At 69.9% G+C, this 25508-nt stretch carries 21 protein-coding genes; 3 read left to right on the plus strand and 18 right to left on the minus strand.

All coding sequences use genetic code 11. From position 1 onward, the window contains the following. Positions 1–69 precede the first annotated feature (69 nt). From V6R91_RS08905 to V6R91_RS08935, 7 genes are read right to left on the minus strand one after another with little or no spacing between them, the layout of a single operon-like run. Positions 70–1032 (minus strand): ABC transporter ATP-binding protein, encoded by a 963-nt coding sequence (locus V6R91_RS08905; protein ID WP_336395210.1) that lies wholly within the window; start codon positions 1030–1032, stop codon positions 70–72. Beyond that, a complete protein-coding gene (locus tag V6R91_RS08910; protein ID WP_336395211.1) occupies positions 1029–2021 on the minus strand; it encodes an ABC transporter ATP-binding protein in 993 nt (330 codons plus the stop codon). The genes V6R91_RS08905 and V6R91_RS08910 overlap by 4 nt, the downstream gene beginning before the upstream one ends. After that, positions 2018–2728, minus strand: a complete 711-nt coding sequence (locus V6R91_RS08915) for an aspartate/glutamate racemase family protein (protein WP_271061900.1) — start codon at positions 2726–2728, stop codon at positions 2018–2020. Before V6R91_RS08915 ends, V6R91_RS08910 begins: the two co-directional genes overlap by 4 nt. 20 nt (positions 2729–2748) lie before the next feature. Continuing rightward, positions 2749–3711, minus strand: a complete 963-nt coding sequence (locus V6R91_RS08920; RefSeq protein WP_271061901.1) for an ABC transporter permease — start codon at positions 3709–3711, stop codon at positions 2749–2751. Next, positions 3711–4676, minus strand: a complete 966-nt coding sequence (locus V6R91_RS08925) for an ABC transporter permease (RefSeq protein ID WP_271061902.1) — start codon at positions 4674–4676, stop codon at positions 3711–3713. The genes V6R91_RS08920 and V6R91_RS08925 overlap by 1 nt, the downstream gene beginning before the upstream one ends. After that, positions 4673–5662 carry an aldo/keto reductase gene (locus V6R91_RS08930; RefSeq protein WP_271061903.1) on the minus strand — a complete coding sequence of 330 codons (990 nt, stop codon included), beginning with the start codon at positions 5660–5662 and terminating at the stop codon, positions 4673–4675. Before V6R91_RS08930 ends, V6R91_RS08925 begins: the two co-directional genes overlap by 4 nt. 22 nt (positions 5663–5684) lie before the next feature. Next, a complete protein-coding gene (locus V6R91_RS08935; protein ID WP_336395212.1) occupies positions 5685–7472 on the minus strand; it encodes an ABC transporter substrate-binding protein in 1788 nt (595 codons plus the stop codon). A 121-nt stretch (positions 7473–7593) separates the two neighbouring features. Here V6R91_RS08935 and V6R91_RS08940 point away from each other — a divergent pair, with 121 nt between their 5' ends. Further along, positions 7594–8349, plus strand: coding sequence for an IclR family transcriptional regulator (locus V6R91_RS08940; protein ID WP_271061905.1), 756 nt, complete (start codon positions 7594–7596; stop codon positions 8347–8349). A 198-nt stretch (positions 8350–8547) separates the two neighbouring features. Here V6R91_RS08940 and V6R91_RS08945 read toward each other — a convergent pair whose 3' ends face one another. The 3 genes from V6R91_RS08945 to V6R91_RS08955 form a co-directional block, all read right to left on the minus strand. After that, a complete protein-coding gene (locus V6R91_RS08945; protein WP_067250367.1) occupies positions 8548–8754 on the minus strand; it encodes a cold-shock protein in 207 nt (68 codons plus the stop codon). A 729-nt stretch (positions 8755–9483) separates the two neighbouring features. After that, on the minus strand, positions 9484–10089 hold the full coding sequence (locus V6R91_RS08950) for a TetR/AcrR family transcriptional regulator (protein ID WP_271061906.1): 606 nt from the start codon (positions 10087–10089) through the stop codon (positions 9484–9486). Between the two features lie 90 nt (positions 10090–10179). Continuing rightward, positions 10180–12255 (minus strand): MDR family MFS transporter, encoded by a 2076-nt coding sequence (locus V6R91_RS08955; protein WP_336395213.1) that lies wholly within the window; start codon positions 12253–12255, stop codon positions 10180–10182. Positions 12256–12543: 288 nt separating this feature from the next. Between V6R91_RS08955 and V6R91_RS08960 the strand changes: the two genes are divergently transcribed. Both V6R91_RS08960 and V6R91_RS08965 read left to right on the plus strand, forming a co-directional pair. Continuing rightward, positions 12544–15063 carry a helix-turn-helix transcriptional regulator gene (locus V6R91_RS08960; protein WP_336395214.1) on the plus strand — a complete coding sequence of 840 codons (2520 nt, stop codon included), beginning with the start codon at positions 12544–12546 and terminating at the stop codon, positions 15061–15063. Continuing rightward, on the plus strand, positions 15060–17606 hold the full coding sequence (locus V6R91_RS08965) for a helix-turn-helix transcriptional regulator (protein ID WP_336395215.1): 2547 nt from the start codon (positions 15060–15062) through the stop codon (positions 17604–17606). Before V6R91_RS08960 ends, V6R91_RS08965 begins: the two co-directional genes overlap by 4 nt. A gap of 324 nt (positions 17607–17930) precedes the next feature. Here the strand turns inward: V6R91_RS08965 and V6R91_RS08970 are convergent, their stop codons facing one another. The 8 genes from V6R91_RS08970 to V6R91_RS09005 form a co-directional block, all read right to left on the minus strand. Next, positions 17931–18566, minus strand: coding sequence for a GntR family transcriptional regulator (locus tag V6R91_RS08970; protein ID WP_271059876.1), 636 nt, complete (start codon positions 18564–18566; stop codon positions 17931–17933). After that, entirely contained in the window at positions 18563–19159 is a 597-nt protein-coding gene (locus tag V6R91_RS08975) for a hypothetical protein (protein ID WP_271059875.1), read from the minus strand. Before V6R91_RS08975 ends, V6R91_RS08970 begins: the two co-directional genes overlap by 4 nt. 4 nt (positions 19160–19163) lie before the next feature. Beyond that, the gene (locus V6R91_RS08980; protein ID WP_271059874.1) at positions 19164–19688 is read right to left on the minus strand and encodes a S24/S26 family peptidase; all 525 of its coding nucleotides are present in this window, start codon (positions 19686–19688) and stop codon (positions 19164–19166) included. Between the two features lie 73 nt (positions 19689–19761). Next, the gene (locus tag V6R91_RS08985) at positions 19762–20886 is read right to left on the minus strand and encodes a hypothetical protein (protein ID WP_336395216.1); all 1125 of its coding nucleotides are present in this window, start codon (positions 20884–20886) and stop codon (positions 19762–19764) included. Positions 20887–21103: 217 nt separating this feature from the next. After that, positions 21104–22528 carry a lytic polysaccharide monooxygenase gene (locus tag V6R91_RS08990; protein WP_336395217.1) on the minus strand — a complete coding sequence of 475 codons (1425 nt, stop codon included), beginning with the start codon at positions 22526–22528 and terminating at the stop codon, positions 21104–21106. Positions 22529–22783: 255 nt separating this feature from the next. Further along, positions 22784–23335, minus strand: coding sequence for a hypothetical protein (locus tag V6R91_RS08995; RefSeq protein WP_336395218.1), 552 nt, complete (start codon positions 23333–23335; stop codon positions 22784–22786). A 305-nt stretch (positions 23336–23640) separates the two neighbouring features. Then, positions 23641–24297 carry a response regulator transcription factor gene (locus V6R91_RS09000; protein ID WP_336395219.1) on the minus strand — a complete coding sequence of 219 codons (657 nt, stop codon included), beginning with the start codon at positions 24295–24297 and terminating at the stop codon, positions 23641–23643. Continuing rightward, positions 24290–25501, minus strand: coding sequence for a sensor histidine kinase (locus V6R91_RS09005; protein ID WP_336395220.1), 1212 nt, complete (start codon positions 25499–25501; stop codon positions 24290–24292). The genes V6R91_RS09000 and V6R91_RS09005 overlap by 8 nt, the downstream gene beginning before the upstream one ends. Between the last annotated feature and the right edge of the window lie 7 nt (positions 25502–25508).

The raw sequence follows: 25508 nt of genomic DNA on the forward strand, positions 1-25508 counted from the left end.
GCTGATCCACCCCGAAACACGCCCCGAACCCCCGAACCGAGCCCCAAACCGGCGCAGGGGAGGGGGGAGTCAGGCGGGGGCGAGGGCGTGGTGGCAGGCGGCGGCGCGACCCGCGCCCCGGGCCAGGAGCGCGGGGCGCTGCTCGGCGCACACCGCGGTCGCGATCGGGCAGCGGGTGCGGAACGCGCATCCGCTGGGCACTCGCAGCGGCGACGGCACATCGCCCTGCAGCAGCCCGGCGTCGACCGAGGGCCGGTCCGGATCGGGGATCGGCACCGCATCCAGCAGCGCCCGCGTATAGGGATGGGCGGGGGCGTCGAAGACCTCGTCCGCCGGCCCCTCCTCGACGATGCGCCCGAGATACATCACCGCGATGCGGTCGGAGATCTGCCGCATGATCGACAAGTCGTGCGCGATGAAGACGTAGCTGATGCCCAGATCGGCGGAGAGGTCCATGAGCAGGTTCACGACCTGCGCCTGCACCGAGACGTCCAGGGCCGCGACCGGCTCGTCGCACACGATCACCCTCGGCTCCAGGGCCAGGGCGCGGGCGATCCCGATGCGCTGGCGCTGACCCCCGGAGAACTCCGACGGGTATCGGCTGCGCAGGTCGGGGGACAGGCCCACGCGCTCGAACAGCTCCGCCACCCGTCCGTCGCGTTCCGCGCGGCCGAGCCGGCTGCGATGGATCTCGAAGGGCTCGCGCACGATGTCCCCGGCGGTCATACGCGGATCCAGCGAGGTGTACGGATCCTGGAAGATCATCTGGATGTGCCGGCTGGACTCCCGGAAGCGGCGCCGCCCCGCGGGCAGGACCCGGCCGCCGACCTCCACGCGTCCCTCGTCCGGACGCTCGATGCCCATGAGCATCCGCGCGAGGGTGCTCTTGCCGCACCCCGACTCGCCCACGACACCCAGGGTCTCGCCCGCCCTCAGCTCCAGGTCCACGCCGTCGACGGCGGTCAGCGTCTGCCGTCCCGCGCGGTACCTCTTCACGAGCCCCTCGGCCCGCAGCACGCTCTCGGCGCTCACGATGCGATCCTCCTCCACTCGCGGCAGGCCGTCCGGTGCCCCGGGCCCACCGTGCTCGTCACGATCCCGTCGCGGCAGGCGTCCACGGCGAAGCGGCACCGCGGCGCGAACGCACACCCGGTCCCGCGCTGATCCAGCCGGGGAGCGGATCCCGGGATCGCCACGAGCCGGCGATCCCCGCGGTCCGGCCTCGGGATCGCGTCCAGCAGCGCTCGGGTGTACCCGTGCGCGGGCCGGCGGAACAGGTCGCGCGTCGGAGCCTCCTCGACGATCCGGCCCGCGTACATCACCGCCACCCGGTCGGCGCGCTGCGCGACGACGCCCAGGTCATGGGTGATGAGGACCATCGCCATGTCGCGCTCGCGCTGCAGATCGGCCAGCAGCGCCATGATCTGCGCCTGGACGGTCACGTCGAGAGCGGTGGTCGGCTCGTCAGCGACGAGCACCTCGGGCTCCAGCGCGATGCTCATGGCGATCATCGCCCGCTGCCGCATCCCGCCGGAGAACTCGTGCGGGTACTGGTCCACCCGGCGCTCGGCGTCCGGGATCCGCACGCGATCCAGCAGCTCGACGGCCCGGCGCCGCGCCTCGCGCCCGCTCATGCCGCGGTGGACGCGGAGCGTCTCGACCAGCTGCTGGCCGACCGTGAACACCGGGTTCAGGGCGGACAGCGAGTCCTGGAACACCATCGCGATGCGGGCACCGCGGATCGCGCGCATCTCCCGCGGCGAGCGCCCGACGAGCTCCTCGTCACCCAGGCGGATGGAGCCTGCGCTGATCCGGCCGGGGCGACCCACCAGCCCCATCAGCGCGCGGGCGGTCACGCTCTTGCCGCTTCCGGACTCCCCGACGATCGCGAGGGTCTCGCCGCGGCCCACATGGAAGCTCACCCCCTCGACGGCGTTCGCGACGATCTCGGTCGTCGCGAACTCGACCGTCAGTCCTCCGACCGTCAGCGCGGGACCGCCCGGGGCCTCCGTGACGCTCATGCCGGCACCCGGAACAGCCGCGACCCGTGGGTCCCGGCGACGTCAGGGCGCACGAGCCGCACCGCGGCCCAGAGTCCGGCCAGCGGCGACGACACCACGGGGACGCCGTAGGACTCCTCGAGCGCGGTCACGGCCCGGGCGGTCTGCAGCCCGCCGCAGGAGATGAGGATCCCGTCGAAGCCCGGATCCTCCGCGGCCTCGACCGCCAGGTCGTGCACGGTGTCGTCGTCGACCGTGTGCACCTCGTCGATCGAGCTGATGGACAGATGCGCGCTGCCGGCGACGTCCAGCCCCTCCTGGGCGAGGAACCGGAGCAGCCTCCCGTGCACCTCCGCGGTGTACGCCGACGCCACGGCGGGGCGTGCGACGCCGACGGCGCGCAGCGCATCGACGATCGCCGCGCTCATCGTGGTCACCGGGAGCCCGGTGGCCTGGCGCATCGTGTCCACGATCTCATCGTTGAAGTCCTTGCCGCGGTAGAAGCTGAGCGAGGTACCCATCAGCACGACGGCCTCGGCGCCGCGGGCGGCGAGGCGCTCGGACGCCCCGCGCACCGCTGAGATCACGGAGTCGTACCCCGCCACGGACATCTCCCGAAGGCCGAGTCCCTCGGCGAGGAAGGGGACTCCGGGGTAGACGTCCGCGGCATCCCGCGGGACGGCGCCGGCGAGCGGCGGCACGATCAGCCCGATACGGGTGTCGGTCATTCTGGTTCCTTCCGTCGCGCTCATCGCAGGCGCACCCGCGGATCGATGAGCGCGTACACGACGTCGACGATGAGGTTCATGAGGATGATGAAGAGCGCGGCGACCATGACGGTGCCCATGACGACCGGGAGGTCTCCGCTCATCACGCCGTTCACGGCGAACGATCCGATGCCGGAGATGCCCCAGATCCGCTCGGTGATGATGGTCCCGCCGAGCAGTCCCCCGAGGTCCAGGCCGACGAGCGTCACCAGCGGCGCGAGCGACGGCTTGAGCGCGAGCCGGCCGAGGATGCGCCGCTCGCCCATGCCCTTGGCGCGCGCGAACCAGATGTAGTCCGTCTTCAGCGCGTCGATCATGGTGGACCGCACGAAACGGGCGTACACGCCGATGTTGACCAGCGCGATCGTCATCCAGGGCAGCAGGAGGTGGCGGAACCACTCCCACGGGTTCTCCGTGAGCGGCGTATACCCGCCGGACGGGAAGGCGGTCACGCCCACGCGGCTGAGCTGGAAGAACAGGACGTAGAACAGGCCGAGCCCGATGAGGAACGTCGGCGCGGACAGCCCGCTCAGCGCCATGATCGACACGAGGCGGTCGACGGCGCTTCCCGGACGGGTCGCCGCGAGCGTCCCGAGCGGAACCGCCACGAGCACGGCCAGGACGATCGCCCCGACCGCCAGCGACGCCGTCGCGGGCAGCCGCGAGAGGATCCCGGACAGCACAGGCTCCTGGGTGCGGAACGACACCCCGAAGTCGAAGGTCAGGATCCGCCCGAGCCAGTCGAAGTACTGCACGGGCAGCGGCCGGTCGAGGCCGAGGGTGCGCTCGACGAGCGCGATGGTCGCCTGGTCCGCCCCCTCGCCGGCGAACCGCTGCGCGATGCTGCCCGGCGTCCCCGCGAAGAAGAGGAGGAACACGGCGAGACTCACGAGGAACAGCACCACGACCGAGGCCCCGAGGCGCTTGAGCACGTAGCGCAGCATCAGCGGTCCTTCCGTCGGCGCCGCGCGGGGCGGCTGCCCGGCTCGAGCGCGTCGCGCAGCCCGTCGCCGAGGAGGTTGAAGGAGAGGGTCGACAGCAGCAGCGCGATCCCGGGGAAGAGGATCGACCACCACGCGATGGCGTAGTTGCTCTGGTTCTCCGCGATCATGCCGCCCCAGGTCGGAGCGGGCGGGGGAACGCCCAGCCCGAGGAAGGACAGGGAGGCCTCCATGACGATGATCTGCGGGATCAGCAGGCTGCCGTAAGTGAGCACGGGCCCGGCGATGTTCGGCAGGATGTGACGCACGATGATCCGGGCGTCGCTCGCGCCGAGCGTGGTCGTCGCGGTGATGTAGTCGAGCTCGCGGATCGTCAGGACGAGCGATCGCACCATGCGGGCGACGGTGCTCCAGCTGAAGAACGCGATCGTGATCATCAGCACACCGACGCTGGCGCCGTGGATCACCACGACCGCCATCGCGATGACGAGGAAGGGGAGCGCCACGACGAAGTCGATCACGGCGGACAGGACCACGTCGACGATCCCGCCGTAGAGGCCGGCGAGCGTGCCGATCACGGTGCCGATGAGGATCGCGGCCACGGCGCTCACGATCGCGATCATGAACGTGTTCGTCGTGCCGAGGAGGATCCGGGAGAACACGTCCCGACCCACGAAGTCCGTGCCGAGCCAGAACTCCGCGCCGGGCCCGACCGGCACCCCGGCGGCGGTGAGTCCGTGCTGGCGATCGGGTTCCAGCGCGGAACGGCCGGTGAGCTCGACGAGCGCCGGGGCCGCGAGGGCGAGCACCGTGAGCACGCCGATCACGCAGAGCGCCGCCACGCTCGTGCGGTCGTGGAGGAGCCGGCGCAGGACGGCACGGGACGTGCGCTCCTGGCGGGGCCGGATGAGCTCGGTGCGGGGAGGGCCGAGGGGCCCGCCCCGCACGGCGTCTTCTGCCGTCGTCATCGCTCTCGGTACGGGTCCTCGTGCGGCTGGACGATGGATCCCGGGGGCACGTCCAGCGTGTGCCCGTCGATCCGGACCGCCTCGTCCAGGCGGGCGCGGATCTCCGTGCCGTGGCGCTCGGCGAGGTCGACGGCGCCGAGGTTCGTCTTCAGCTGCGCCACGGAGGACGCCCCGAACAGCACCGTGGCGGTGTACTCGTACGCCAGCGCGTACGCGAGCGCGAGCTCGGCGGTGCTGACGCCGAACCCGTCGGCGATGCGCCGGATGGCCGGCATCGCGGCCACGATCTGGTCGCGGATCCGGCCGGGATCGCGACCCAGAACTCGGCCCGAGGTCCCGGCGCCGGCCGGGTCCTTCCCCGCCAGCACGCCGCCTTCGAGGGAGTCCGACGCCTGCATCCGCATGCCGGACTCCGCGAAGACCCGCTGGTAGGCGGGGCTCTCGCCGACCGAGCGGCGGGCGATGTTGTACTTCAGCTGCATCAGCACCGGAAGCGGTGCGCCGTCCGCGCGGCAGGCGTCGACCACCGACCCGATGTGCTCGGGGCCCCAGTTGATCCCGCCCCAGCTCTTGCTCAGCCCCTCGTCCACGAGACGGCGCGCGTCCTGGGCGTGGGCGATGGGCTCGTCCACGCCCCACCGGGGTCCGTACAGCAGCACGATGTCCACGTCGTCGCGGCGGAGGCGGAACAGGGTCTCCTTGAGCTCTGTGACCACGTCGGCGTCGGGGTCGTCCCCCTTCCAGACCTTCGTCATCACCCGGGTCGTGTCCGGTGCTCCGGCGTCCTCCAGCGCACGGGAGAGGATCACCTCGGTATGCGGCGCCCGCGTGTAATGGGCCACGTCGAACAGCGTGATGCCGGCTTCGAGCGCGAGGGACACGATGTCGACGATCTCGCGGTACTCGAGTCGCGAGTAGGTCTCGTACGATCCGAGCGAGAGCGCGGGGACGTCGAATCCGGCCTGGGGCAGGGTGGTGTGCTTCATCGGTTTCCTTTCGGGAGCACGGTCAGTCGGCGAGCCAGACGAGGCCCGGCTCGATGTTGTTGAATCCGAGGTTGATCGCACCGCCGCGCAGCCGCTTGCTGTGGTAAAGGCTGATCTTCCCGGAGATGAGCGGCACGGCCGCCGCGTCCTCCATCAGCGCGCGGTCGACCTGGGCCCAGAGGCCCGCTGCCTCCTCCGCGTCCTGCGCACCGCGGGCCTTCTCCATGAGCGCGTTGATCTCGGGGTTGTCGTAGCAGGTCGGGTTCGTCGTGCTGTTCTCGCAGTCCACGCCGTAGAAGCCGGGCATGAGCATCGTCCGCGCGCCGTTGCCGATCCACTTCGGCGACAGCGCCTTCAGCGTGATGTCCCAGCTGCCGCCGGCGGTGGCCTCGCGGTTCAGGACGTACTGCCCGTCGACGTTGGCGCCCGGGGTCGGCATGAGGGTCAGCCGGATCCCGGCCGCGCGCAGGTCCGGCTCGAGCGCCTGCGCGTACGCGTCGTAGCGCGAGCCGGAGGCGTAGACGAAGTTGAGGTCGATGCCGTCGGGATAGCCCGCGGCGGCGAGGAGCTCCTTCGCCTTCTCCGCGTCGCCCTCGTCGCCGGGCGTCTCGTACAGGTTGAACGGCTCGAAGCCGTCCACGGCGGAGCTGAGGAGCTGGTGGTGCGGCTCCTTGACGCCCGGACCGCCGCCGACCTGCGCCACGGCCGCCTTGTTCACGGCGTAGTTGATCGCCTGGCGGACCTCGGGCTTGGACAGCGCGGAGCCGTTGTTCGGCGACTGCACGTTCAGCAGGATGTACGGGTTGACCGCGCCGTCCTCGAACTGCACGAGCTGCGGGTCCTGCACGGCCATGAGACGCTGCAGATCCGCGGTGGGGACCGACTGGTCGAAGTAGGAGTCGGCCTCGCCGCTCTCGATCAGCCGCTGGACCCGCCCGGGGTCGGTGTTGTTCATCGAGATCTCGATGCCGTCCACGTACGCCTTGCGGTACGGGTCGCTGTCGGCGACCCACGCCGGGTTGCGCTCCAGCGTCATCTTCTGGTCCGGCACATAGTCCGCGATGCGGTACGGACCGGAGGCGACGTACGCCTCGCGGAACTCGGGGGAGTCGGGGAGGTGGTCCAGCGCCTCCACCGGCATGGGCGCGATGGCGACCTGCGTCAGCACGGAGGGGAAGTCGTTGGCCGGGCGCTCCAGCGTGATCAGGAGATCCTGGCCGTCCGCGCGGATGCCGCTGATGTCGGTGCCCTCGACGAAGTCCTTGATGGCCGCCGCCTCGGGCGGGACCGCGGCGAACGCGTCACAGTACTCCCGCATGCCCTCGATGACGCCGATGTAGTTGTCCAGGGACCCGCCGGGCCGCACCGGGTTGCACAGCCGCTTGAACCCTCGGGCCGCGTCGGCGGCGGTGATGCCGCGGGCCGGCTCGGTGTCCCACTGCGCATCCTCGCGCAGGGTGATCCGGTACTCCGTGCCGTCCTCGCTGACGTCCGGGAGATCGGTCGCGAGGTCCGCCACCGGCGTCTGGGCCACGCTCTTGTCGTCGTCCGTGGGGAGCAGATAGAGCTGGCGGGTCAGGGCCCGGTGCACGAAGATGCCCGTCGAGCGGGTGACGATCGGGTCGAAGCCGCCGACGTCGGATCCGCCGGCGACCCGCAGGACGCCACCGGTCCGCGGCTCGCCGGCCGCGTCGGCCGTCGTCTCGGCGGATCCGCCGGAGCAGGCGGTGAGGGCGAGGGCGCTCGCGGCGGCGAGCGCCGTGGCGGCGAGGACCGCGCGGGGGCGCGGCCGCGGGGAGGACGCTGTCATGACCAAACTCCTTCGTTCAGTTGCGGGTTCTCGGTTAGAGTTGAGGGGTGAAATTGTTCCGTGGGACGGAACGCTTGTCCGCAAGGCGAGACATGTATAACCGACCCAGGGAGGTTCGTCAATGCGAAGCGTTGAGCGTGCGTTGGAGGTTCTGGAGAGCATCGCGGATCTGCAGCCCGTGGGGGTGAGCGAGATCGCGAGGCACCTCGGCGAGCCCAAGAGCTCGGTGCAGCGCGCCCTCGACACGCTGGCGGAGGGGCGCTGGATCACCCGGCAGGACCCGTCGCGCCCGCTGTGGGTCGTGGCGGTGCGCGCCGCGCTGCTCGGGCGGGGTTTCGCGGAGCAGTTCGGCGTCGGCGCGCTCGCCCTGGATCAGATGGAGCGGCTGCGGCAGATCACACAGGAGACGATCCACCTCGCCGTACCCCGCGAGGCGTCCGTGATCCTGGTCGAGCGCCTGGAGAGCCCTCATCCCGTCCGCTACGTCGAGCCGCTCGGCGGCGCCGCCTCCATCTTCCGCACGGCGACGGGCAAGGCGATCCTGGCCCATCTGTCCACCGCGCGGCGGCGCCGTCTCGTCGATGCGCACCCGCGCGAGCTGGCGGAGGCGGAGATGACCGTGGAGGAGCTGGAGGAGGAGCTCGCGCAGATCCGTCGCCAGGGCTACTCGACGACGTCCCGCTGGCGCGAGGAGGTCTTCGCGACCGCCTCCGTGGTGATCGGCGACGACGGTCAGCCGGTCGCGGCGATCAGCATCTCGGCGCCGAGCTCACGCGTCACGCCCGAGCTGCGCGAGGAGTACGCGGGCCTGGTCCGCGCCGCCGGCACCGAGATCGGCCGCCTGGTGCGCGCCCGGGAACGTCGCTCCCACGCCTGACCCCCACACCCCCGCCCCCGCCCCCCGCTCCCAGCCCGGTTTGGGGCGGGATCCGGGGCTTCGGGGCGCCTCCCGGGGCCGGAACTCCCCAAACCCGACCCCAAACCGGGATGGAACGTCCCGGACACAACAGAGCTCCCCGGGCCCTCAGGGCCCGGGGAGCTCTTGATTCCTCCGCGGAGAGACTCCGCGCCGCTGTCAGAGCGGACGGATGTTCTCGGCCTGCAGGCCCTTGGGGCCCTGCGCCACATCGAACTCGACGCGCTGGTTCTCGTCGAGCGAGCGGTAGCCGTTGGACTGGATGGCGGAGTAGTGCGCGAAGACATCCGCCCCACCGTCGTCGGGGGAGATGAAGCCGAAGCCCTTCTCCGCGTTGAACCACTTCACTGTGCCCTGGGTGCTCATTTACTGCCGTTCTGCTGGGGGCGTTGCCGACGCAGGACGCACCGACGCTTCTTACCGTAATGGAGGGAGGGGGGATCACAACACCCCGCGCAAGAAGGAGACATAACCGTTGTCTTAACCGAGGATCCCCGGAGACGAGTGCGGCCCTCACCGCGGGGGGAGCGGTGAGGGCCAAGACGACCGGAGGGTGCGTCCCGATCAGCATATCGCGGATCCGGAAGATTTGTCCCCCATTTGGGGGACAAATCTTCATCCCGGTGGCACAATATATCCCGGAGGACGAGAACGGTCGCGACGGGTTCGACAAGGGGAGAGGACACGACCGCGGCACGATCGTCCGGATCGCTTATCCCGTGATGCCGTCGACCGCTCGCTGGGGGACGGTCGAGGCCGAACTCGTTCGTCTGTCACCGACACCGCCCGATCCAGCGTTCCGGCGTCCTCCGCTCCTGGACGTCGGCGAACAGGGGAGCACCGACCCCGGGACACGAGAGCGGCCCCCTCGAGTGGCCCATTGGGGACTGGGCGACTCGAGGGGGCCCAATCGCACGCACGGGATCGCATGACTCTGGGGTAGTCCCGCCGTCTCTGGGGAATCGGGCGGTGCGATCATCCCCATGTGCGCGCGCCTCCACCATAGGCGAGGGACGCGACGGTTGTCCACGGGGTCCGCTGATCGACCGGGACCCCTTGACACCGCCCGGGCGTGTCCGTTCTCTGGGCGAGGCGTCAGCCCTGGGGCGGCAGCGGGGTCATGCCGGCCGTTCGCACCGCGACGAGCCGGTCCACCATCTCGCGGAGCCGGTCGACGCCGGAGCGCTCCGGCGAGGACGACGCGTGCACGAGCATGCTCAGCGCGGCCATCACGAGGGCCACCGCCGCGGCGGCTTCCTGCTCCGACCGCGCGCGCTCGGCGGCGAGGCGCACCAGCTGCTCCCTGGCGGCCCCCATCCACTGCGCGAACGCGGGCAGCAGCTCCGGCCTCTTGAGCACGAGACCCTTCATCCGCCCCCGGTCGACGCCGTCGTCGAGGGACGCGCCGATCAGCGCGCACAGCGCTGGGACCAGCTCGCCGTCCGTCTGCCGGAACCGCTCCGCCGACGCCGCCGAGACGACCGTCTCCGGAAGGTCCAGAGCGGCCGCCGCCTTCGACGGGAAATAGTTGAAGAAGGTGCGAGGAGACACGTCGACGGCCGCGCAGATCTGCTCGACGGTCATGCCGTCGAGGCCGTGCTCCTCGACCAGACGCAGCGCGACCTCGTGGATGGCCTTGCGCGTCTGCATCTTCTTGCGCTCGCGACGACCGGCGCTGTCGGTCGTGTCGACGTTGGTCATCCGCTGCTCCTCCGCGGTTCTCGCCCGCTGCGCCCCTCGGCGAGGGGGCGGATCCGGCGCGCGCGGCGGCGGATCCCCGTGCCCATCCTCTCAGCCCCGGTGGACTCGGATGCTCCCGGTGTCGGTCATACCGGCGAGGTCGGCCTGCTCCTGCAGCGCCGAGACGCGGCGCAGCGGCGGCACGCGGAAGAACCAGGACAGGACGAAGGCGAGCAGCAGCACGCCGAAGCCGACCCAGTAGATCGTGACCGTGGACTGCGTGAAGCCGACCATGAACGGCTTCGTGAGCCGTGCGTCGGCGCCCGTGAGGAACGACGTGTCGCTGATCGACCCGCCGGAGGCGCTCGCGACGTCCGAGTCCTCCGCGCCGATCTGCTTCTCCAGCTCGGGCACCAGCTGGCCGACCCAGTGGCCGCGCTGCGCCGCGTCCGCCCAGTCGACGCGCAGCGACCCGTCGACGACCGCCGCGTGCGCCTTCTCGGCGGCCGCGGCCAGCGCGGCGTCCTGCGCGGCGGGAAGCGCGGCGGCCACCTGCTGGTCGATGACCGCCTGCGCGCCCTCGGCGGGGATCGCGCCCGCCGCGACGCCCTGCTGCACCTGCTGGCTCACCGCGTCGGCCACGGCGGCGCTGGCCGCCGCCGTGGCCTGCGCCGCGCCCTGGTCGAGCTGCTCCTGGATCTTCGCCTCGATCGGCGTGACGATCGGCCCCCAGAGCTGGTCCATGATCGCGACGTTGCCCGGCTTCTCCGCGACCGCGGGATCCATCGCGGCGTCGAGCGCCTCGGTGAGCGTGTCCCTGTCCGAGATGCCGTGCACGATGTTCGTCGGCAGCACGGTGAACAGCACCGACAGCATGATCGCGGTGCCGAGGGTCCCGCCGATCTGGCGGAAGAACGTCGCCGCGCTGGAGGCGACGCCCATCTCGTGGGGGTCGACGGAGTTCTGGCTCGCGAGCACCAGCGACTGCATCAGCTGACCGAGGCCGAGCCCGACCACGAACATCGCGAGCATCACCTGCCAGAGCGGGGTGTCGTAATGCACGATCGTCAGCAGGAGGAAGCCCACGGCGGTGAACAGCGTGCCGAGCACGGGGAAGATCCGGTAGTGCCCCGTCCGGGCGGTGATCTGTCCGGATCCGAGCGAGGCGATCATCAGACCCAGCACCATGGGGATCATCGACAGCCCGGACTCGGTCGGGTTCAGCCCCACCACGATCTGCATGTAGAGCGGGATGGTCATCATCGCCCCGAACATGCCGAAGCCGACGAGCACGCCGATCACCGTCGCCATGGAGAAGGTCCCGGAGCGGAACAGCGAGATGGGGATGATGGCGTCCTGCTTCATGGCGATCTCGATGAGGACGAACGCCACGAGGCCGACGGCACCGGTCACGTAGCAGGCGATCGCCGCCACGGATCCCCAGCCCCATTCGCGGCCCTGCTCGGCCACGAGCAGCAGCGGGACGAGGGCGACGATGACCGCCGCGGCGCCCCACCAGTCGATGCGCGGCCCATGGTGCTTGGCCATCTTCGGAAGGTGCAGGAACCGCGTGACCATGTACAGCGCGACCAGCCCGATGGGGATGTTGATGAGGAAGCACCACCGCCAGCCGTCGATCCACAGGATCTCGTCAGCGCCGGCGAACAGGCCTCCCACGAGCGGGCCGATCACCGTCGAGATGCCGAAGACCGCGAAGAAGTAGCCCTGGTACTTGGCCCGTTCGCGCGGCGCGAGGATGTCGCCCATGATCGCCAGCGGCAGCGCCATGAGCGCCCCGGCCCCGACGCCCTGGAAGGCGCGGAAGGCCGCCAGGCTCATCATCGAGGTCGAGAACGACGAGGCCAGCGAGCCGAGGATGAAGATGACGATGCCGATGAGGAACAGCGGGCGTCGCCCGAAGATGTCCGAGAGCTTTCCGTAGAGCGGCACCGAGATGGTCGAGGTGATGAGGAAGGCCGTCGTGACCCAGGCCTGCTGGTCGAGGCCGTGCAGGTCGTCGCCGATCGTGCGGATCGCGGTGCCGAAGACGGTCTGGGCGAGCGAGGAGAGGAACATCCCGGCCATGAGTCCGTAGATCACGAGCATGATCTGCCGGTGGGTCATGATCGGCGCGGAGGCGGGGGCTTCCGCCTCGGCCTTCTCCGTGATGTCGGTGGCGGTGGTCATGCGGCCTTCCGAGGACGAGGGATGACGTCGCACCCGCCGCCGACGGATCGACGCGGGCGCCGACGGTGGCGACAACAACTTGCAGCCCTGCAACATTACACGATCGCAAGCTTGCAGAACTGCATCAGCATCCCCGGGTTATCGCTTCTGGTGTGCGATTCATGCCTTTGTCGCCTCGCTCCGTCAAGAACTGCTGCCATCTAGGACGTCTGTGACATACAATCCATGCGATCGCCCGTCAGGGGACGGGCGGCGGCCTGGGGGTGCCGCCCACGGAGGGGGACCGATATGCAGTCTGCGGACGTATCCGCGCGACGGAGCGTGGAGGATCTGCTCGTCGCGCACTGCGACAGTGCGGCGACACCGATCCTGGTGCTTGAGGGGAACACCGGGGTCGGCAAGAGCACGCTGCTGCGGCGCGTCGCCTCCCGGACCGGCCGACGCCTGCTGATCTGCGCGCCCGCCGCTCCGACAGACGGCACCGAGGCCGCTTCCACCCGATCCCTGCCGGTCTTCGCGGAGCGGCCCGGGCTCACCCGCGGCGAGGCCCTCACGCTCCTCCGCGACCGCTACGAGGCCGCGACCCGCGGGGACAAGACGACTCTTCTCGTGGCGGAGAACACGGAACTGCTGGACGAGCGATCACTTGACGTGTTGGAGATGCTCTCACGCGACGACCGCGTCGGCATGGTCGCGTGCACCTCCCGCGGAACGGTCGCCCGGCGCTTCGGCGAGGCGCTAGGGACCCCGCGCGGCCTTCACGTGACCGTGCCGCGTCTGGACGACGGGGACGTCGCCGACCTCATCCGCGAGGAACTCGGGGCGAGCGCCTCCGCTGCGGTGCGCACGTATCTCCTCGATGTGTCCTCGGGGAATGCCGCGGCCGCGTCAGCCGTGCTCTCGCACGGACTGGACGAGGGCTGGCTCGCCTTCGTCGACGGCGTCATCGTGTTCGACGGCACCCCGGCCTTCCTCGACGAGTCGGCCACCCTGTGTGCGCGTGCCTGGCACGTGCCGGCGTTGGCATCGCAGGAGCGGGACGTCCTTTTCCGACTGGCGCTCCTCGGCGAGCTGCCTCCCGCGGAATCCCGGCACGCCGGGGAGGCGGAGGCACTGGCCCGACTCGAGGAGTCGGGGCTCGTCGCCTGGGAGGGAGCGCACGTCCGCCTCGGCTGTCGCGCTCTGCGTTTCGCCCTGGAGCTCTCCATCGCCGACTGGGAGCTTCCCCTCGACGAGCGTCGGCGCCTGTGGGAGGACCGGCCGGCGTCCCGGTATCCGCGGCGTTCGGTCTTCGCCGCCGTGCGTGCGGGGATCGACTTCGACGACGCCGAGCTCCTGCAGGGCGCGCGTGACTGCTCGGCCGCCGGACTGCTGCCCCGCGCCCAGATCCTGCTGGAGGGCATGCGGGAGCGCACGGTCGAGACCGAGATCGTGCGGGCCGGCATCGAGCTGCAGTCCGGGCGCGCGAAGCATGCTCTGTCGGTGCTCGCCGCGCTCGGAGACGATCCCGGAGCCCTGCGATTCGCCGCGTATATCCGGATCGTGACGTTCCAGGAGACGGCACCGGTCCTCTCCATCCTCACGCGACTGGAGCGGTTGGCAGGCGGCGAGCCCGACGACGACTCCGTCCTGCACGCCCTCCGCATGATGGTGCTCTGGCACGAGCGCGGCCCCGAGGAGTTGATCGCGCGCTACGGCCGGCGGATCGTGCCGCGCCCGGTTCCCGGCGACCGATACCACGAGCTGGCGCACCTGCACGCCCTCGCACTGCTCGCGACCGCGCACGCCGCCGTCGGCGACCAGGTGGAGGCCGCCCGGATGCTGAGAGCGTTCCGCGCCGCCGCAGCCACCGCCGAGGTCCCCCTGTACGCCGCCGAGTGGCTGCACCTGAGCACCCAGTTCGCGCAGTGCTGCATCGGCGAGCCGGCCGAGGCCATGCAGACGCTGCCCTGGTACCGCGCATCGGACGAACGCATGGTCCCGGCACTGTGCGCGACCCAGATGATGGACCTGATCCGCGGCTACCTGACCGGTGAGCCGGAGGGGTCGCTGCGCCGACGCATGACGGAGGCGTATGCCCAGCTCCACTCCGGCGTCCCGTTGCGGCGGCGTATCCGCCCCGTGGTCGAGCTGATCGGCCTCGTCCTGGGTGTGACGGCGTACACAGGCCTGACCGACACCGAGTACCTCGGCATCGGCGAGGTCGGCTCCTCCATCCTCGATGCCGGTGCCGCCCGGCTGCTGCCGCTGGCCGAGGCCCTGCGCTCATCCCCAGACCATCTGCGCGTCATCCTCGACTCCCCGAGGTCGGAACGCGCACGAGTGCTTCCCGCCCTCCGCGCCGTGGTCCTCCGACGATTCGAGGAGCTCCCGGCGGATCTGGTCCCCCGTGTCGCGGACGTCCTCGCCGACTCCCCCCTCGACACGGAGCTCGCCCGTGCGCTGCGCGCCGTCGCCGCCCGGGATCACGATACGCGAGAGAGAGCACTCGCGGGGCTCGCAGCAGCTCCGACGTTCGCCCACCCGGAGGCGGTGGGGAGGATCCGGGCGGCGACGGACCCGATCGCGGCTCCGGGCCTGCACCGCAGGACCGGTGCCCGCGGTGCCGCTCGCGGGCACCGGTCCTCTGACGCGCTGAGCGCGCGCGAGCGCGAGGTGGCAGCGCTGGTCTGCGACGGCCTCGGCAACGCCGAGATCGCCGTCCGTCTGCGGATCTCGGCCCGTACCGTCGAGACCCATCTGCGCAACGGCTATCGCAAGCTGGGGGTGCGCAGCCGGCACGAGCTCTGGGCGGAGCTGAACGGATGACCCGCTCCGGAGACGAGACACTCACGGCCATCGCCGAGCTCATCCGGGCCGAGCATGCCCGCTGCCACACGGGCGGCAGCAGAGGCGGGGGTGTCGTCGCGCTGCCCGGGATGTGGGGGGCCGCCGCGCTACGGGATCACCTGCTCGTCGAGGACGCGATCCTCGTGCAGCCCTTTACCTCCGCAGACGGGAGCACCGAGCTCGTCGTCCACGTCGAGAGCGAGGGACGCTGGTCCCCCGTCTCCGATGCCCTCGACCCGCTCCCCCTCATCACGCGACCGGTCCCGCCGCTCATCCTCGTGGAACGGGCGGACACGCTCGATGCCGCCCAGGCCGCTCGACTGAGCCGCATCGCCGGGGAGGGGCGGGGCTTCCTCGTGATCCTCACGCCCTCCCGTTCCGGGCTGCCGGAGTCCTTCCGTCAGCTGACGGCGTCGGGAGTCCTCTGCGTGGAGGAGATCCGCCCGGTCGACACGACCCGCGTGCGGCTGCTGATGCGAGAACATCTGAGAGGGGAGCCGAGCGCCGTCGCCGTGTCGCGTCTGAGCGAGGTCAGCGGAGGACACCAGGGGCTGCTCCCGTCCGTGACGGCCGCGGCGGTGCGTGCCGGCGCGTTGATTCGTGACGACGATGAGTGGGTGTGGGATCCGCACCGGGAGTCCGCCTTCGAGGACGCGCTCCGAGCCTCCTCGGACGCTCTCCTCGCAGGCTTCGGCCCCGCACACCGCCGTGCGCTGCACGTTGCAGCCCTGGGTGGTTCGCTTCCCGAGCGGTCAGCACGGCGGCTCCTGGGAGGTGACGTGGTCGCCTCACTGCGGCAGCAGGGTCTGCTGCGCGCAGATCGCTTCACCGCCGGCGGTCACCGAAGCCTGTCCCTGCGGGTCGGCGCCCTGCGAGTCGTCTTCTCCGAATCCCGCCACCCCGGAGAAGGCGTACGGCTATGGCACGACTTCGGCCGGGAGATGAGCGAGGGCGACGGCGGCGCGGCTGCGGAGGTCGGACTCGCGGCGTGGCGGGTGCGCACCGAAGGAGCCCTCCCTGCCGAGGAAACCGCGCGGCTCGCCCGACTCGCCCTCGGCGTCGGGCGGTTCGACGACGCCCGAACCCTCCTCGACGCGATCCCCGGTGACGACGATGCGGACCTCTGGGTCCTTCGGGCACGGGTCGACGCCGTGTGCGGCGACGTGTCGCGGGCCCTCGCCCGCGTCCACGAGCGCATCGCCAGGGTGACCCGAGGCGATACGCCGAGCATCGCGGACGCCGCGCACCTGCTCGCCCGACTGGCCGTGTTCCGTCCTGACGCCCGAGCGGCCCTCCGGCGCCTGAACGAGAGTTCTCGAGCCGCCGGCGCCGCCGTCGCGGACGGCTCTGTGTTCCTGACCGCCCTCGTTTCGACGGAGGACGAGATCGATCCGGTCGCTCTGCGGTCCGGGACACTGAGCACGGATCCCGCCGAAGAGATGGCCGCCCGCCTCTGGCGGGGAGCGCACCTCGCTTTCCGAGGAGAACCGCATGCCGGACGCGAGGTGCTGCTGGCTCTGTTGGACGACGCTCATCGCGAACCCGGCTATCGCGAGTGCCAGGACCAGACCGCCGCGCTGCTGCTCATCCTGCACGAGCAGTTCGGCTGGCGGCCCGTCTCCGATGCTCCGCCGCTCTGGAGCCGCGAGTACGACGTGATCGGCTCGGCGCGTCTCGCGCCTCTTCACGACCTCATGCGTGCCTCCGTCGTCGCCCGCACCGGCATACTTGAGCGGGCCAGACGCGGGCTGAGGAGAGCGGCGGTCGCCGTCTCCGAGCGCGACCCGTTCGGACTGCGCCCGTTCGCCGACGCCCTCGCCCGCGCGACGGGGAATCCGGGGGACACCTCGGGGCGAGACCGCCCCGGCGGCCACCACGGGTTCTGGGCCCTGTCCTCGATCACCGAGGGCCTTCGCGTGATCGCAGATGCGGGGTTCGGCCCCGAGGCCGTCCCGGGCCTGCTGCGCCTTGCGGCCGAAGCGGGGGATGACGGCTTCCCCGCTCAGCGCGCGGAGCTGCTCTTCATGGCTCTCGTCGCGGGGAGCGAGGCCGCCGCGGAGCAGGTGCTGGCGGGGCCGGGACCGAGTCGCACGACGCGTACGGCGGTGACCGAGGACGTCGCCCGAGCCCTCGTGTCCACGGGGGATCACGCTGAAGCCCTCGCGGTCGTCCGCCGGCTGCGAGGACACGGCGCGGACCTTCTCGCCGTGCGTCTGCTCGGCCAGCTGTGGCCTCGTCTCGCCGCCGATTCGCCCGTGCGACGCGGCGCAGCGTCCCTCGCGCTGGCCCTGGCGCGGGAGGTCGGGCGCGAACCCTGGGCGGCTGACTCGTTCCTCCGTGACGTCACTCCTTCGACGCGGGAACGCGAGGTCCTTCGTGGGCTCTCCCACGGCGAACCCACCCGCGTCATCGCGACGAGGATGCGGTTGTCGCCGCGGACTGTCGAAGGCATCGTCTCCCGCATGCTGCGCCGATACGGCTGCGCGAATCGGGTCGAGCTCCTCGCGCTCGCACGCGTCTGACACCTCCGCGCGGGCGATTCGACGCCGCGGACCATCGACGCCGCCGCATCATCCCCAGAGTGCGGCGGCGTCGACCCGTGTCCCCGCCCCAGACGGGGTCACGGTTTCGCCGGTCGTCACCTCACCCGGGACCGGACCCGGCTGCGACGTCCGACGACATCTCCCGGGGCGGCTCCGCGGATGATCCGGGTTCCTGTGCGTCCGCGCCCCCACGCGTTACCTGCACCGACGTTATCTCCGCCGCGCCAGGCGGTGCCTACGTAGGTCCACCCGATCTGTCCTGTTCGCCTACGTAGTTCTACGCATTCCGACGGCTTCTTCTCGCTACCGCAGACCGTAGATCCGGACTATGGTCTCCCGTGTTTCGGAGCTGCTGCCCCGACGGAGACCGTCTGCGAGGTCCTGCCAGGCATCGGCCTGCTGATCGGCTGACGCGCACGGGAAAGACGTCTGGAGATGGGCCTTGAAGACCAGTGCATCGATGTTCTGCTCAAACAGGTGCGTCAGGCAGCCGTTCGGGCTCCCCTGAGCGTAGCTGCGCCACAGGGCAGAGATCTCGATCGTGCTCAGCTCATCGTTCTCGATGGCGTGCGCGATGCAGTCCGCCTTCTCGGCGAGCGTCTCTCGTGCGGCGAGGCCCAGGTGCGGAACGATCAGGCAGGCGGAACCGCCCAGGAGGACTGCGAGCGTCTGCCCGGCGTGGGACCGGTCCTGCTCCGTCGGGACGGTGACTCTGGTGTAGCGGTTGGGCTTCATCTCCACCAGGCCGATGCGGCCGAGTTCGTGGAGTGCTCCGCGGATGGGCGTCCGTGAGACTTCCAGCCACTCCTCGAGATCGTCGTCGCGGAGTCTCTCTCCCGGCGGGAGCGTGCCGTCCAGAATCGCGTCACGGATGCGCTCGAGGACGCTTTCGCGCAGGAGAGGGCGAGGGATCGGTCCCGTGGCGAGCTGAGCGTTCATTCTTCTTCTTTCTGTTCCTGTGGCGCGGCCACAGAGCGGCGTCGAGTCGACATCCGCAGAATGACGCCCGCCCCGAGCGCGGCGGCACCAACCAGCACCGCGCCGTAGCCGACCTCCCCGCCAGTTACGCCGAGGATGTCGGTCGCAGATGCGGCGGGCCTGTCCGGATTCATGACCCAGTCAGCCTCGAAGTCCGCGATGTGGACGCCGGGAGCCGGGGGTGCCTCACCGCTTCCGACGGTGGTGCGGACGGTGAGGTCGAGCACGCCCGAGGGAACCCGGATCGCAGCGGACGGGTCGGACACCTCGTCCCACGGGGCGCTCAGAAGCGTCACGCCCTCCGCGCGGAACTCCGTGCGGATCGCCGAGGCGCCAGAAGGATTGCCGTCGGAAGGTGAGAGACGAAGTCGAACGGTCGCCTCTGCGTCGCAGCCGTTCCGGATCGACAGGGAGGTCGTGTGGGCCATCGGACCGGCGCCTTGGACGGTCGAGATCCGTAACGGCTCGCCCTCCAGGGACAGGCAGTCCGGTCGGTCGGCGGGAAGCGGAGAGAGGACGGCGACGGCGAGGCCGAGTGCGACGACGGAGTTCACGGGCTCAGAGTCCTTCCGGCATAGGGAAGCCGGAATTACGGCGTCTCTTCGCGACGTGCTCCACGAGGACGAGGACGCTGATTCCGACGCCGAAGATGACGATGCGACCCAGCCAGCTCTGGGTGAAGAGATAGATGTCGGCGGCGGGCTGATGGAGGACCGTCACAGGGACGCCGACGACCTGGTCGAGGGACACCGGGGAGACGTCCGGTTCCGGGTTGCCGTCTCCCTTGAGGACGGCGCGTCCATCGTCGAGGACGCTGTCGACCCGGTGGATGTAACGGTCGTGATCGGGATTGCTGGCGGAGAATGCGACGGCGACGATCTGACCCGGCTTCCAGAAGTCGGTCCCAGGGTCTTCGACCCGGTCGAGGAAGACGACGTCGCCGCGCTCATAGGTGGGGACCATCGAGGTTCCGTTGACCGCGAGAGTGGCGCCACCGGTGGTCAACTGCCAGAAGAACGGCGCCGAGAGCGCGATGAGGGCGGCCCAGACCAGGGCTCGCACGGTGATGAGGAGGGCGCGCATCTCGGGTTCTCCTTCCTGCTGCGCGGGGGAGGGGCGGGCGTGACCCGCCCCTCCGTGACGGCGAACGCCGTGGTTACTGCTTGTTGATGTAGTCGAACTTCAGGTCGAAGGTCTTGTTGTAGTCGGTGAAGATCGTGGTGCCCTTGGCGAACGAGAAGTCCACGCTGATAGTCACGCTTTCACCGGCCGGCACCGTGAACGGCAGGCTGGTTCCCGGTGCGGCGTTCGCCCCGGCGACCTTCTGCGAGAAGACCGCGTTGACCATCCCGGGCTCCAGCGCGCTGCCGGTGTACGCGCGGAGGACCCCGGCGACGTCCTGGCTGCCCAGACCCGGCTTCGTGGGGATCACCAGGTCGTCGACGGACTGAAGCCGCACGGTGGCGTCCGTTTCGCCGGTGTTGGTCAGGACGTATTCCTGCCGCGCCGTCGACGTGTTCGCACCGACCTCGTCGCCCTCCGTGAAGGAGAGGGACATCGGGGTTCCCGACACCTCGACCTTTGCGTCGCTCTTGGGGGCCTCGGTGATGACGATGCTGTTTCCCGCGATCGTGCTCTCGGCCGTCGCCGCCACTGCGCCCGCGTCGCCGTTGTTCTTGTAGCCGAACTCGAGGTCGAAGGACAGGTCCGTCGCGACATCGAACTTCGTGTCGTCCGTCGCGTGGGGCCGCTGCCACGCGAACCCGACGTTGTACGTGCGGCTTTCACCGGCCGGGATCGTGATCTCGTAGTTGATCGGGACGCTGCCTTCGCCCATTCCCGCCAGCACCTGCTGGAGGATCGTGCCGCTCGCGCCGTTGTCGCTGGCCGTGACCATCAGGGAGAGCTGCGTGTTCACGCCGTCGAAGGGCGCGTGCGGGAGGAGCAGGTCGGCAACCGGATTCATCTTTACGGTGGCGGCCTTCTCGCCGGAGTTCGTCAGGGTCACCGTGCTCTGCTTATGGAAGGCGGAGTCGCTTGCACCTAGGGCTTCACGGATATCCGCACCCGCCTGGAACGACAGCGCGATCGGGTCACCGGTGGCGGTGACGCTCGCGTCCGACAGCCGCTTGGTGATGGTGATCTGGTTGTTCGCGATCGTGCTCTGTGCCGTGACCGTCGCACCGACGAGGCCGCCGGTGGCGACGAGGCTGGCCAGGGTCGCGATGGCGATGTACCGCTTCTTGCCCTGGAGAGGGCGATGGGGATTCTTCTCAATCATGGGGGGTTCCTTTTCGGGGTAAGGGGGATCTAGAGGGCGATGGCCCGGGTCGGTCACGCCGGCACGAACGAACCCCTTGGTCTGCAGGGCTCAGCTGGTGCACGACGGCGATGCCCTGGGGAGGGGATCGGTGAAATTGTAACAAGCTAAAATTTCAGATGCAACATGGGAGATGTTTACCGCCCCGGCGCGAGGCCGGGGCGGTAGGGGGAGAGGATCAGCCGATCTTCTTCCACAGGGCGGGGGAGTCGATCCAGTTCGGGTCGCCGTAGCCGCGGTGGTCCTGCAGCGCCTCGTAGGTGGAGCCGTTGTGCGACACGCGGTCGCCCTTCTTGTAGGTGCCGTTGGCTGCCCAGGGCTTCACCGTCGGGTCGACGGGGCCGGGGTTGGTGTCGGCCTTCGTGGTGACGGTGAAGACGTCGCTGGCGGCAGAGGCGTTGCCGGCGGCGTCGAACGCCACGACCTTGTACTCGTACGTGGTGCCGGCGGTCAGGCCCGTGTCGAGGTGCGAGGTCTTGGCCGTGCTGCCCACGGTCTGGAACTGGCCGCCCTTCACCGCCCGCTGGATCTCGTAGCGGTCCACACCGACGTTGTCCTCCGACTCGGACCACATCAGATCCACGCTGTCCGCGGTCGTCTTCATGGAGTGCACCCCGCTCGGCGCGGTCGGGGCCTCCGTGTCGGGGCCGGGGTTCACGACCTCGTCCTTCGTGGTGACGGAGAAGGTGCCCGCGGCCGAGGTGTTGCCGGCGCCGTCGATCGCGACGACACGGTAGTCGTACGCGGTCGACGCGGTCAGCCCGGTGTCCTTGAACGAAGTGCCGGCGGTGGTGCCGACCTTCTCGAACTCACCACCCTTCACCGCCCGCTGGATCTCGTAACGGTCCACCCCGACGTTGTCCGACGACGCGTTCCACATCAGATCGACCGTGTTGGTGGTCACCTTCATGGCGTGCACGTTCGACGGGGCCGACGGCGCGACGGTGTCCGGCTTCTCCGGCTGCGCCTCACCATCGATGTGGATGTCGATGGCGTTGTAGAACGCGTTCGCGGTGTCCGCGACATCCCACACCGCGAGGATCACGTGATCGCCCGTGTGATCCGCCGGCAGCTTGATCTTCTGGACCGCGCCGTTCGTGTTCGGCTGGGCCGCGGCGGCCGATCCGTCCCACGTGACCGTCTGCAGCAGCTGGAGCTGGTCACGCGTCAGCGGGGCGTTCTGATCCCAGCCGTTCTTGGTGATGTAGTAGTGCCACTGCGACGTCTTGTGCGGAGCGGTGTAGTACCAGCTCAGGTCGATCGTCTGGCCGGCCTCGACCTCGTTCTCGATCCAGCGCTCCGGCGACTGCGCGTCCAGCTCGCTGAACTGCTTGTTGCCGCCCGAGGCGAGCTGTCCGTCGGCGGGACCCCCGGTCGCCGGGTCGAGGCTGAAGCCCTTCGGCCCTTCGACGGACTGCGTGTCCCACTGGACGGAGCCGAGCCCGGTGTTCGGCATCGCCTGGCGAGCGGTCACGTCCGACGGGCCGAGCCCGCCCTTGAGGCCGTTGCCGACCAGACCGTGGGCGTTGGCCGCCACGGCGCCGCCGAGGACGATGGCGCCGACGAGAGCGGTGCAGGTGCCGATCTTCGTGAACTTCTTCATGGTGTTTTCCAATCTGGGGTGGGTCGTGAGTGGTTCTCGAGTTCTTGTGCCGGGCTTCCCCGACGACTCAACGATCTCGAAACGGGCGTTCCGGCGAATCGAGCCGTGGCATGAACCTCCGCGTCGTACCGAGGTAGGAGACGGCATGCCGAGTGCCACCTGCGAACGACAAGGTCCCCTTGCCGACGAGGGCAAGGGGACCTTGGGGGCGCGTTACGGAGTCGCCGAGCGATGACGGCACTGTCGCCGAGGATGTCATCGCCGGCCTGCGTCCTCCTCACGGGAGAAGCCGAGGAGGACGAGGATCGCGCCGATCAGGACGAGGTTCTTGAGGATGTACTGGCCCTCGAGACTCCCGACCAGGGGCGCGTGCCAGGTGAGTCCGGGAAAGAGCAGCAGCGGAGTGAACGTTGCGCACATGTGTCCGATCAGCGCCAGCAGGGCGAGGAAGCGGAGCCTCGGGATCAGAAGCGCCACTCCCAACCCGACTTCGAGGATCCCGAGGATCAGGCGGGCGAGGTCTCCGGTCACGAGCCCCCCGCTGAGGGCGGAGACGGTGTCGACCGCGATCGTCTCGGCGGGACTCCCGCCCGGGACGAGCTTGGGTGCGCCGAACCAGATCATGATGGCGGCGAGGGCGACCCGCAGCACAGGGAGCGCAGCGCGCCGTGAGAGCCGCTCGATCACCCGGGCGGAGGCGTCAGCCGCTCGTCGGATGTCGCGGCGAGGCCTCTGGGGTTCCCCGCGATCGGGGTGCGGTCTCGGGAAGCCGATGCCGGTCGTGGCGGGTGGGGACAAGAGCGTCATGAGTTCTCCTTCGTTGAATGCCTGAGTGCACGTCGTGACACGGAGGCTTCGTCCTCCGTGCAGGGGTGTTGCTCGCCGCTGTTCGGGTCAGGGCGAGCAACACCCGAGAGAGCATGGAGGGAGAGTCAGCTTCGACATCACGCTCTCTCGATCGAAGGCCCCGTTGGGGAGGGAAGAGGCCTTCCCCGAGTCGAGCTCATCGCCCGCTACCCGGTGAATCCATCGTCGCTCCCGCGCCGCGAGGGAACGTCGGACCTCGGACCGGTATCTGCGGTGGCACCCGGGTATGACCAGGCGAACCGGCGTCAGACGAGCCCGTTGCGGTGGGCGAAGAGAACCGCTTGGACCCTGTCGCGGAGGTGGAGCTTCATGAGGATTCGGCCGACATGCGTCTTCACCGTGGACTCAGAAAGGAAGAAGCGTTCGGCGAGCTCGTCGTTGTTGAGCCCTTCGCCGATGGCGATCAGGATCTCGGTCTCCCTCGGGGTGAGGGCGTCGACGGTGGGCAGGGGCGTGGCGTCATCCGGAATCTTGTCGGCGAACAGGTCGAGCATTCGGCGGGTGACCCGGGGCGAGATGGCCGCGTCGCCGGCGTGCACGGCTCGGATCGCCGCGACGACCTGATGCGGGGGAGCATCCTTGAGGAGGAACCCGCTCGCGCCGGCCTTCAGGGCTCCGAACGCGTACTCGTCGAGGTCGAACGTCGTGAGGATCACGATCTTCGCGTCGGCGCTGGTCTCGATGATGCGTCGGGTGGCGGTGATCCCGTCGACTCCCGGCATGCGTATGTCCATCAGCACCACATCGGGTCGAAGCGCGTCGACGAGGGTGATCGCCTCCGCGCCGCTGGAGGCCTCCGCCACGACCTCGAGCCCGTCCTCCGCTTCGATCATGAGACGCAGTCCCATCCGCACGAGTTCCTGATCGTCGACGAGGAGGACGCGGATCGACGGTTCAGTCATGAGCTTCTCCGTTCCGGGTCATGGCATCCGGTATCCAGGCTCGCAGACGCCAGACTCCGTCGGCCTGGGGACCGCTGTCGAGCGTACCGCCGAGAAGTCCGACCCGCTCACGTAATCCTCGAAGCCCCTGCCCCGCACCGATGGAGGGGGCGTTCGGGAGAGCGCCGTCGTTCTCGACCACGACGGCCGTCCCTTCGGCGGAGTGGTCGACGAGGATGACGGCGCGAGTGGCGTTCCTGCTGTACCGGAGCGCGTTGGTGAGTCCTTCCTGCACGATGCGGTGGACGGCGAGCTCGACAGCGGGGCCGGACTCGCGACGCCCTCGCACCGTGAGCTGAGCAGGCAGGCCCGCCTCGCGGAACCGCTGGACGAGCTCAGGGAGATCCTTCGCCGTCGGCTGGGGCGCCAGCGGTGCCGAACCGTCCTCGCGAAGTGCGCCGAGCATGCCTCGGAGGTCGTTGAGTGCGCTGCGGGCGGCCTCCGCGACTCGACTGATCGCCGTCCGTGCCGCCGTCTCGTCCCTCGTTCTCGCTGCCCCCTCGGAGAGGGTCGCCACCACGCTCAGGGTGTGCGAGAGGATGTCGTGCATCTCCCGGGCGATCCTGGCTCGCTCGGTCACCACCGCCAGCTCCTCCTGCTCACGTGCCCGTCGCACCAGCGAGCGCAGGTAGTCCCTGCGGTTGCGTGTGGCGATCCCGACAAGCAGCCCGATGCTCGCGCTGAGAATGAGCAGAGCGGCGTCGAACTCGTCCCCGCGCGCCTCCGGTGGCGCCCACGGCAGCCAGGGCACAGCGAGCGAGGTCCCGACGAAGAGAAGGAAGAACAGCGCTGCGGCCTTGACCGTGCGGTGCACAGCCAAGCTGAACAGCATGATCGGGATGGCGATCATGTCGGCGCTCGTCGCCTGGAACGCCGAGAACACGCCCAGGACCAGCACGACAACGCTCATCACGACCGTCCAGCGGCGGCGCAGCAGCACCGCGACGGTCGTGACGATCAGTACCCCGACGGCCCGGAGCACGTTGAGCGGATCGCCCAGGTCCTCCAAGATCTCGACCTGGACGATGAGAAGTGCAGAGAGGATGAAGTACCCGGCGGCGACGATCCCGTCGACGAGCCAAGGATGCCGCGACCACCAGATGCGCGCACGAACCCGCCACCGACTGGTGTCTACGAGAGCGAACTCGGCGCGTTCCGACTCCATGAAACGA

The sequence above is a fragment of the Microbacterium sp. CCNWLW41 genome (assembly GCF_037083505.1).